Source organism: Neobacillus drentensis, from assembly GCF_036966985.1.
Lineage (GTDB): Bacteria > Bacillota > Bacilli > Bacillales > Cytobacillaceae > Neobacillus > Neobacillus drentensis_E.
This window is the reverse complement of the sequence record NZ_JBALSN010000361.1, coordinates 1-8900: the sequence shown is the minus strand read 5'-3', so window position 1 is coordinate 8900 and position 8900 is coordinate 1. Positions and strand designations below refer to the sequence as shown.

The 8900-nt window shown below is 37.5% G+C and carries 8 protein-coding genes; 5 read left to right on the top strand and 3 right to left on the bottom strand.

Going from position 1 to position 8900, the window contains the following annotated elements; translation table 11 throughout:
* Positions 1-167 precede the first annotated feature (167 nt).
* The 3 genes from V7659_RS21745 to V7659_RS21735 all read left to right on the top strand — a co-directional run bounded on the left by V7659_RS21745 (position 168) and on the right by V7659_RS21735 (position 2724).
* Entirely contained in the window at positions 168-1088 is a 921-nt protein-coding gene (locus tag V7659_RS21745) for a ketopantoate reductase family protein (protein ID WP_335542195.1), read from the top strand.
* Positions 1089-1306: 218 nt separating this feature from the next.
* Positions 1307-1933 (top strand): spore protease YyaC, encoded by a 627-nt coding sequence (yyaC, locus tag V7659_RS21740; RefSeq protein ID WP_335542188.1) that lies wholly within the window; start codon positions 1307-1309, stop codon positions 1931-1933.
* Between the two features lie 113 nt (positions 1934-2046).
* Positions 2047-2724, top strand: coding sequence for a GntR family transcriptional regulator (locus tag V7659_RS21735; RefSeq protein ID WP_144548242.1), 678 nt, complete (start codon positions 2047-2049; stop codon positions 2722-2724).
* A 56-nt stretch (positions 2725-2780) separates the two neighbouring features.
* Here the strand turns inward: V7659_RS21735 and nadX are convergent, their stop codons facing one another.
* Positions 2781-3587 (bottom strand): aspartate dehydrogenase, encoded by an 807-nt coding sequence (gene nadX / locus V7659_RS21730; protein WP_335542185.1) that lies wholly within the window; start codon positions 3585-3587, stop codon positions 2781-2783.
* A 645-nt stretch (positions 3588-4232) separates the two neighbouring features.
* On the opposite strand from nadX, the gene V7659_RS21725 reads away from it, so the two are divergent.
* On the top strand, positions 4233-5672 hold the full coding sequence (locus tag V7659_RS21725; protein WP_335542183.1) for a hypothetical protein: 1440 nt from the start codon (positions 4233-4235) through the stop codon (positions 5670-5672).
* 293 nt (positions 5673-5965) lie between these two features.
* Positions 5966-6679: an NAD(P)-binding domain-containing protein gene (locus V7659_RS21720; protein ID WP_335542181.1), complete on the top strand. Its 714-nt coding sequence runs from the start codon at positions 5966-5968 to the stop codon at positions 6677-6679.
* Positions 6680-6729: 50 nt separating this feature from the next.
* Here the strand turns inward: V7659_RS21720 and V7659_RS21715 are convergent, their stop codons facing one another.
* Both V7659_RS21715 and V7659_RS21710 read right to left on the bottom strand, forming a co-directional pair.
* Positions 6730-8115 carry a hypothetical protein gene (locus V7659_RS21715; protein ID WP_335542179.1) on the bottom strand — a complete coding sequence of 462 codons (1386 nt, stop codon included), beginning with the start codon at positions 8113-8115 and terminating at the stop codon, positions 6730-6732.
* Positions 8116-8511: 396 nt separating this feature from the next.
* Entirely contained in the window at positions 8512-8847 is a 336-nt protein-coding gene (locus V7659_RS21710; RefSeq protein WP_335542178.1) for a hypothetical protein, read from the bottom strand.
* Positions 8848-8900: the final 53 nt, after the last annotated feature.

Below are 8900 nucleotides of genomic sequence, written 5' to 3'. Positions count from 1 at the left end.
TCCAATCAACAGAGTGGCAAAATCAACATTACCCTTTAACACAGCCTTTTTTAAAAATAAAATGAGATATAATACTTGTAGTAAAATAGTTTGGATAAATGTTCTGAACCATTTAGAAAATTTTCTTACATACAGTAGACAATTATGGGGAAGGAATGAAATTCGTTATGGAGATAAAGAAGGTTTCAATCATTGGTTTAGGGGCATTAGGAATTCTATATGGTCATCATTTATCGAAGAAAATGCCAAAAGCAGATATACGTATCATCGCAGATCGGGAGCGGATCCATCGATATGAAAATGAACATGTTTTCTGTAACGGAGAACGCTGCGATTTCACCTACCTGACACCCGATGAATCATGCGAGCCGGCAGATTTGCTGATCTTTACGGTGAAATTTGATGGTTTAAAAGATGCGATTCAATCGGTAAGGCATCATGTGGGTGAGGAGACGATTATTTTATCTGCATTAAATGGAATTTCTAGTGAGGCTTTGATTGGAGAGACCTACGGGGATAAACATATTTTATATTGTGTTGCTCAAGGAATGGATGCTGTTAAAGTGGGAAATCAGCTCACCTATGACCATATGGGCATCCTTTGTTTTGGAGAACGAGAACCTGGCGTTATTTCTGATAAGGTAAGGCGTGTTGCCGCATTTTTTGATAAAGTAGAACTGCCCTATGAGATCGAAACGAATATGGTGAAACGGCAATGGGGTAAGTTCATGTTAAATGTAGGGGTCAATCAAACGGTGGCTGTCTATCAAAGTAATTATGGAGAGATTCAGCGTGATGGAGAAGCACGAAAGATAATGATTGGAGCGATGAGAGAGGTCATCGCGCTTTCCGAAAAAGCAGGAATTGATTTATCAGAAGCTGACTTAGACTATTGGCTAAGTGTATTGGCCACCTTAAGTCCAGACGGAAAACCGTCAATGGCCCAAGATATTGAGGCCAGACGCCACAGTGAAGTAGAATTGTTTGCCGGTACAGTCCTGCACCTAGCCCATCAATACGGTCTATCAACACCCATAAATCAGCAACTGTATGACCGGATTCTTACCATAGAAAGCCAATACAATTAAATTAGTGCCTGACACCCATGGTGTCAGGCACTAATTTGTTACAGAAATGTGAACTAGTCTGAATTTTATTGTAATTTTTATAAGCATGGGTATGGAAGGTTTTATTCTTGCTATCATAATATATAGGTAGATGCGTAAAAATTCTCGAGAGAAGCGTAGGGGTCATGACGGTGGGCAAATGAACAGATATAGGGAACTACAACTTGAGAAGAGGGTTGATGCTAATGTGGCCTTTTGACAGCAAGAAAAAGACGATGGATAAGGCAGCAAGGTCATGCTATTTTTCTGTTAAAGAGACCACTGAGGGAAATGAGTTTAAGGAATTTGTTAATAAACTGAAAGAAGTCCTTAGCAATACCTCAAAAGAAATCATTTTTTTATGTGTGGGTTCCGACCGTTCAACTGGAGACTCACTAGGTCCCTTAGTGGGAACGATGCTGAAAGAAATGGACCTTCCTTTCCTTGTATATGGCACCTTAGAAAAACCAGTTCATGCCTTAAATATTAACAAGATCCTGAAAGAAATTAAACAAACGCACAATCATCCGTTTATTTTGGGGATCGATGCTTGTTTGGGAGATGAGAGGCAAATTGGGTTTATTTTTTTAAAAGAAGGTTCATTAATTCCTGGCATAGCTGTCAATAAAAAGCTGCCACATGTGGGTGAATACCATATGAAGGCAGTGGTTAATTACCTAGACCCGCTATCGCCCGTGCAATCTTTGAATAATACCAGATTATTTACTGTGATGACGATCGCCGAAGTGATGACAAAGATTATTACACAGGCTGTTTTAGGTGAGGGTTCAAATAGTAATAATCCAGTTGAAAAACTCAGTAGATAGTAAAGTTATTTACTAACTATTTTTATATTGGAAATTCCGACCATACAATTTGATGTTTATAAATAGAGTGAGTTATAATTGGTTCAATGTATACCTAGAAAGAGGGAGAAACTGTGGGGAATAATTGGGCCGAGGAAGATTTAATATCTTTACGTGAAAGGGTCTTTATTCATATTAAAGACCTTATTTTAGAAGGTGAATTTAAAACAGGTGATCGTTTAGTGGAACGGGAATTAGCCGAACGATTAAATATTAGCAGGACACCTATTCGTGAAGCGTTATTTAGATTAGAATCTCAAGGGTTTGTCAAAACTGTTCCAAGAAAAGGTGTTATTGTCGCGGATATTTCTGAAAAGGAAATTATTGAAGTATTTACGATTCTTTCATCACTTGAAGTTTTGGCAGCCAAATTAGCTGTTCAGAAGTTGGATGATGAAACCAAAAGCAAGTTCATCGAATACAGTAAAAGGGTGGAAGATTGTTTACAGCATAAAAATGATCATGACTTCTCTAATTTACATGGTGAATTGAATCACCTCTTATACAGCTCGGCAAAAAATGCCAAGCTCTATGAAATATTAAGCGGCTTATCGGATTATATTCGTGCCTTTGCCAAGACTGGGTATAAAAATCCGGGCCGGCCTGTACAGTCGATGGAAGAACACTTACGAATTATGGAGGCTATTATTAATCAAGAACTAGAAATGGCCGAGTATTTAACGAAAATTCATATTGAAAATTCCCGAAAAGCGTATATTGAGGCAGTCAATCAAGGAAAAGAGAAGAAATAAAAAAAGAGAAATTCCATCCCTCGCAGGGTGGAGTTTCTCTTTTTGTCTACAAGGTATTAGACACCAATCACGACAGATGTCGTTAGGTTTTGCAATACTTTTGCAACACTCATAGCGACGATCGGGCTCGATTTAGGATTTTCCGTATATGGATTGTTTTGAATAGTGGTTTCCATTTGCCCGAAATAGCCTTTGGCCACTATGGTATGTGTGTTCATTTGAATGGTCGGGTCAACATACACTTGAACCTTTGTTTCATCAAAGCCGACACCTGCAAGGCTTAGCGCAGCAGATACATTTACATTTTGAGGAAATAATTTTGCTGCATTTCTGGCGGTACCTTCAAAGATACAAAATGGTTCTGCAATCGTTTCTAAATCAACTTTTTCCTCCGCAATTGTTCCATACCAACTTTTTGGAGGCTTCCTCGTAATCAGTGTAATTTCATCAATTTCACCTAACACCCCAGCGGCAATACGATCCAAACCTGCAATGGCTCCTGATGGGATAATCAGTTGTTTTTTGTATTTTCTAGCTGCCTCCTGTAAGGACTCATAAAAATCTCTATCTGCTAAAGCACCGACGGAAAGGATAACTAAATGACTTCCCGAGGAAATGGCCTTTTCCCCATATAGTTGAAGGGCATGGTGTCCGGCTGCTTCAATGATAATATCTAAATCTTGGTTAAAAAAGACAGCTTCATTCGTAGTGACTGTACACTGATCTGGTGATTTGTCCAAAGAACCTAGCGGGGTTCTAACTAAAATGGATTGAAGGACGACATCTCCTGCTTGTCCTAACTCAATTAATTCGCTAATACCTTTTCCAAGTGTTCCATATCCAATGATTCCAACTCTAAGCATATTTATTCACCTCGTGATTATTTTATTAGCAGCTATTAAACTATGTATATAGGATATTTTGTATACCGTATACCGATAATTAGTAAATTTTAGCCGATTCAACCAATAAAATCAATAGTAATCTGATGAATATAAATAAACTTCTAAATTTTCAAAATAGTTTGCAATGAATAGAGAATAATGGTATATTATTTTCAACCTTATAATAAACAAGGTGTACATAGTGAAAAGGGGTTGGTTTTATTATTCCTAATATAACAATCTACTATCAAACAGAAAATAATCTGTAAGCGCATTCATCAAAGTTGTGTAGATTGATTATTTTTAGGAAGCAGGGAAAAGGATGTTAATAAAGGTTCTTTTACTTTAGTATTCAGTTTTAATCAGTCATTTGAAAAGTCTTTTATAAAAACATGGTATACAATCTACAGTATGCAAAATATAATCTCTCAAAAAATTTTTTTAATGAATCATGCCATTTTTTATCTTTTTAGGGATTAAGAAAAGAACACCAGAAGTAGAGGATATACACCATGATAAAAATCCTATTTTAACGTTTACGCCTCTCCTACGATCTTTTCCCATATTTAAAGGAAATCTTTCGCATTACAGTTTTAAACTATTTTAAAACAACGGAGGGGAAATATGGAATTAACAGCAGCCCATTGGGTCTATCTAGTTGTCACTGTAGCCGTTATTATTATCATGCTTTTTAGAAAAGGTGTTGTTTTACCACTTATAGTTGGAACCTTTTTAGTAGCAGCCGTATATAAAGGGAGCGTGATTGGCGGTTTTCAAGCTGTTTTTAATGCAAATCTCGTTGCCGCTAAGGAACTTTTTAGTATTTTCCTAATCATTTCCATCATGATCGGTCTTCTTAATTCCTTAAAAGATTTAGGTGCAGATAAAAGGATGGTTGTGCCGATTCAAAAAATAATGGTAAACGGACACGTTTCTTATTTAGTATTAATGGTTACGACGTTTGTGATTTCACTCTTTTTCTGGCCAACCCCAGCTGTTCCATTAATTTGTGCGTTATTAGTACCTGCTGCAGTAAGTGCCGGATTACCAGTCATGACCTCAGCAATGGTTATTGTTATTGCAGGACAAGGTATGGCCCTATCATCAGACTATATTATGCAGGTAGCCCCAATGCTAAGTGCGAAAGCAGCAGGAATAGATAAAGCCTTAGTTTCAGATAAGGCCTTCATTCTTTCTCTCATTACTGGTATTAGCGCTCTTGTGATTGTGTATGCTACACATCGAAAAGCGATTACCAAAAAATCTGTTAATGAAAATAATAATGAAAAAGTATTCTTCCAAGTTACCGAGGAACTTGCTGCTACAGTAGAAGAAACTGCTGAAGTAATTAGAGTAAAACAAAAATGGGGAAAAATCTTCGCAATCATTGTGCCTTTAGCGATGCTAGGTGTTATGATTTTTATGGTCCAATCCAAAATTGGCGGTGGAGCTGGATTCGAGGGAGGCGATGGTGCTGCCTTTATCGGTGGGGTTGCTACCATTCTCTTAGTTTTAGCGACGATTGCTTTTAATCGCATTCATGCGCTTGATAAAATCAGCGAACATATTACGGAAGGTTTTGTATTTGCTTTCAGAGCCATGGCTCCAGTAATTCCAATTGCAGGTTACTTCTTTATGGGAAGTGGAGACTTTTCTGCGCAGATCCTTTCCTTAGGTGAAGATGCAGCTAAACCAGGCTTTCTATTTGATTTGATCCAAGCAGGTCAAAATTATATTCCTCACAGCCCAATTATTGCAGCATTTAGTATCTTAATCGTTGGTATCATTACCGGATTAGATGGTTCTGGGTTTGCTGGACTTCCGTTAACTGGTGCTTTGTCTGGTGCCATTGGACCTGGAAGTAATATCGATCCTTCCGTCCTTGCAGCTATTGGTCAAATGGGTGCAGTTTGGAGAGGTGGAGGTACATTGATTGCCTGGTCGTCACTTGTCGCAGTTGCAGGCTTCTTACAAATTTCACCGTTAGAGCTGGCGAGGAAGAATTTCTTCCCAGTAATAACCGGACTTTTCCTTGCAACACTCTTGGCGGTTATTATCTGGTAAATAAACTGTTACCTTCAATATACCTTTACATTAAACTAGATAGAAATTAGGGGTCGCTAATAAATAAAGGGCTATCTTAAAAGTCAGCAGCAAACTGATTTTTTAAGATAGCCTTATTATTTTTATGATAAGAAAGTATAGGTTTTTGAACTTAGATTACTGTCTAGCTACAGCGCCCTAGCGGCTAGTGTCCNNACGCCGCTGACCAGGGCGCTTGCGCTTTTCTTTTTCGTTTATTAATCGTTATCTTAAAATGCCTCCAGACATAGGATGAGAGGGAGAGGGGATAGAAAATGAAACAAAAAAGGATTGGTTTAGTAGGCCTCGGTAAATTAGGGACAGCCATGATGACCCATTGGGATAAAAAACAGATTGCACTTGGAGTTTATCATCCGGTGCAAACGAAAGCAGAAACCTTTTTGAAAACGTTTCAGTGTGGCTACATTTTAACAGAAAGTGAATTGAAGGATGTCGATATCTTAATCTTAGCATTACCTGCGACGGAGGTTCTTCCATTTATCAGATCGTTAAAACTGGAAAGCCATTCACCGCATACACCTATTATCATTAATATGGCAACGAACCTCCCTACCAATCAAATAATGGTCCAGTTTCCCGACTTACAGGTTCATGGGGTTAAGTATATGGGACATTCTAAGGATTTATTGGAACATGGTAATGGATTATTTATTACGGAATCAGCGTTGCCACAAACTGTTGGAGAACTTTTTCACGAACTTGGTAAGGTAATGGTCGATAGTGAAAATTGTCTAACTGAAGTAAATAAATTAGCGACGTATATTGCCATAAAGACAGCGATAACAATCGAGACGGAATTTGTGAATAGAGGATTATCACCAGAATATCTAAAGAGAGCATTAACATCGTTAGCACCTGAAGTGATCCGATCATATAGTGAGGGGAGTCTTGGCCACTTTGCGAAAGAAATAGTCAAGGAAGTTAAAGCGGAAAAATCTGGTGATATTACTGAAAGCAAAGCCACTTAAAATGCTAAGGTGTCAATCCATCGATTGACACCTTTTCTTATGCACAAATATTAAGATAAAAATAATTGTAAAACAAATAGATACAACATAACACAGCCGATATATATACTTGCGAAGGAAAGATTCCAGTTCGACACCTTATAGGAGCTTTCCTTAACGATACTTGACATAAGCCCTAACGTGGCATTATATGGACCAACTAGAAAAGCAGAGACAGCACCTGCTAACATTGCCACTGTCAAGATATGTGGGGATATCCCAACAACTTCTGGATTTAATCCTTCGGTCATTAATGCTAGTGATACAGCAGGATGCAGGCCTAAAAAGGCTAAAGCCAGCGGGATTAGCGGCAGTAAAATCAAAAAGATCTCCACACCAGCAAAATTGATAAACTTATTGACCCAGGCATCCAGCAAGACATTTGCATGTGATATGTTAATGGTTGAGATGAAAAAACCAGCTGATAAGTAGATGAAGAATTGATCCTTCATACTTACAGAGAACGTTTTTAAATGATTGAGCAAATGGTAACCGAATTCTTTACCCTTTTTTAAGAAGAGGGACCATGTGAACGAAAATGGGATAACCATTAATGATACTAATATTAAAAATGGATAAGGAAACTTTGATTCTACTAAAGAAATAACAACATTAAATATGACGATGGCTAATAGTATTTGTAAGACTCTCCTCGAACGATTAGTTGGATCTGTTGTTTCTATTGTAGCTGCGGTTTCGTGGACGGATAGGTCCTGTTTGTTATGGATCATAATATTTGCTCTACGTGAGCCAATATACCAATCCACACCGACTCCCACGATGCTTAAAGGAATAACATATGGAAGAATCGATACCCAGCTGACTCCTGTCATCGTGATGACAATCCCGACAATTGGTGTAACAGGTGCCCAAAGTAATGGCATCGCAAATCCGCGTGAAATCGCTCTGCTCATGAACCGCTCTTTATTCTCAACGGGAATGACATCTAATGCTGGCCTAATCGAGTAATAAGTCATTGGCAAGGTGGCCAAATTCATAAAAATACTAAAAAAATATGAAATGCCAGACGTGATCATATACAATTGCCCTGAGGTCTTTACCCTCTTTGTAATCACATTTTGTATACCGCCGCTATACCCGCCTAATTTTATGGGAATCCCTAATATCGGAATCAATGTAAACATGGTAAGCAAGTCCAGCATGGGGCCAAAAGAGAGAATATATTGCTGCCACGAGGCTCCGCTCGTCGCTAGTAAGACCACTCCAAATAGTAAAAATGTACCTCCTAAAACTTGAACAAATCGCTTCGCTTGAAATATGGTAACAAGGACAATCAAAAGACTTAGTGAGGAAATCAGTACACCGAGATGGAGTCCTGGTAAAAGTACAGAGAATAAATACATTAAAATAACGACAAAAAACATATATCTCAGCATATTAACACCCTCTCTCATTATAATTGTATACCAAAAACCTAATTAACACTTAAAAATGTCACAAATCCGCCATGAATAAAGAATTAATTTGGTATTTTGTATACAAAATACTTGTTTTATCGTTCTCCCCGTTATAAAATTACAGTATCAAATAACTCATTATTAGGGGGCTTATAGATGTTTAAGTTTTTATTTAGTTCTAAAAGTGCAGCAGAAAAAGCTGAGAGAAAATTAGCTTCACTAAGAAAAACGCTTAAATTTTAACCTTACCCATTCAACCGCTACTATCATGTGGCGGTTATTTTTTTGTTTTTAAAAAGTATAAAATCCGGAGAGAAAGCGGTGTCTCTCCGGATCTTGGTTTTATGGAAGTAAGCAATTACCATATTATATATTTTATACCGCAACCTCAGTTGATTTAACCAATTTGGAGTTTACAGAATCCTGACTGTTTCCAGAAGCTTTTACGATCTCATTTAATTCCTCGCGAGCAGCTTCAAGTGTCTCAAACTTCTCAAAAAACTTAACAGCAATCTGATTAACATATTCCTTTCCTTCATATTTCTCGAATAATTGGATTTTAATCGTTTCGTCAAGAACTTCAGCAATTGTGTATTTCGCCTTTAAACTATCAAAGAAATAGAAATGGTAGGTTTCAACCGGTTTTAAACCATCGTTTTCAATAATCGTTTGGAAGGTATCCTTATTTGTTAGTACAATATATTTCCCCATCTAAAACACTCCTTAAAGTAATTTATTTGTCCTATTTAAAACATAATCAGGTA

Bases quoted from the DNA above. Each gene is read 5' to 3' on its own strand.
- V7659_RS21725 (WP_335542183.1), top strand. From the start codon at position 4,233: ATGGAATTAACAGCAGCCCATTGGGTCTATCTAGTTGTCACTGTAGCC.
- V7659_RS21715 (WP_335542179.1), bottom strand. From the start codon at position 8,115: ATGCTGAGATATATGTTTTTTGTCGTTATTTTAATGTATTTATTCTCT.
- yyaC (WP_335542188.1), top strand. From the start codon at position 1,307: ATGCTAATGTGGCCTTTTGACAGCAAGAAAAAGACGATGGATAAGGCA.
- V7659_RS21745 (WP_335542195.1), top strand. From the start codon at position 168: ATGGAGATAAAGAAGGTTTCAATCATTGGTTTAGGGGCATTAGGAATT.
- nadX (WP_335542185.1), bottom strand. From the start codon at position 3,587: ATGCTTAGAGTTGGAATCATTGGATATGGAACACTTGGAAAAGGTATT.
- V7659_RS21720 (WP_335542181.1), top strand. From the start codon at position 5,966: ATGAAACAAAAAAGGATTGGTTTAGTAGGCCTCGGTAAATTAGGGACA.
- V7659_RS21710 (WP_335542178.1), bottom strand. From the start codon at position 8,847: ATGGGGAAATATATTGTACTAACAAATAAGGATACCTTCCAAACGATT.